The organism is Ensifer sp. ENS06 (assembly GCF_014852205.1).
In the GTDB taxonomy this organism is placed as follows: Bacteria; Pseudomonadota; Alphaproteobacteria; order Rhizobiales; family Rhizobiaceae; genus Ensifer; species Ensifer adhaerens.
The window spans coordinates 1-591 of sequence record NZ_JACVBC010000043.1 but is presented as its reverse complement, the minus strand read 5'-3'; the positions used below and the strand labels follow the sequence as shown (position 1 = coordinate 591).

Genomic DNA, 591 nt, shown 5'->3' with positions numbered 1-591 from the left:
TCTTCTTCGGCGACGAGGATGCCTCGCAAAAGACCGTGCAGGAGCGCAACATCGGCTTTGTCTTCCAGCACTATGCCCTGTTCCGCCACATGACCGTGCTCGACAACGTCGCCTTCGGCCTCAAGGTGCGCCCGTCGAACCGCAGACCGCCTTCGGCCGAGATCCGCAAGCGCGCGCTCGATCTGCTCGACCTCGTCCAGCTCTCCGGCCTCGACAAGCGCTATCCGGCGCAGCTCTCGGGTGGCCAGCGCCAGCGCGTGGCGCTCGCCCGCGCCATGGCGGTGGAACCGAACGTGCTTCTGCTCGACGAGCCCTTCGGCGCGCTCGACGCGCAGGTCCGGAAAGAACTGCGCAAGTGGCTGCGCGACATTCACGACCGTACCGGCCACACGACGATCTTCGTCACCCATGACCAGGACGAGGCGCTGGAGCTCGCCGACCGCGTCGTCGTCATGAGCAAGGGTGTGATCGAACAGGTCGGCACCCCCGACGAGATCTACGACCATCCGGTCTCGCCCTTCGTCTACGGCTTCATCGGCCAGTCGAACTGCCTCAATGTTACGCTGCAGAACGGCGAGATCTGGTTCGAGG

The 591-nt window shown here is 65.0% G+C and carries 1 protein-coding gene; it reads left to right on the top strand.

The features are described 5' to 3' along the window. On the top strand, positions 1-591 hold a 591-nt coding region (locus tag IB279_RS36745), incomplete at both ends, for a sulfate/molybdate ABC transporter ATP-binding protein (RefSeq protein ID WP_192341253.1).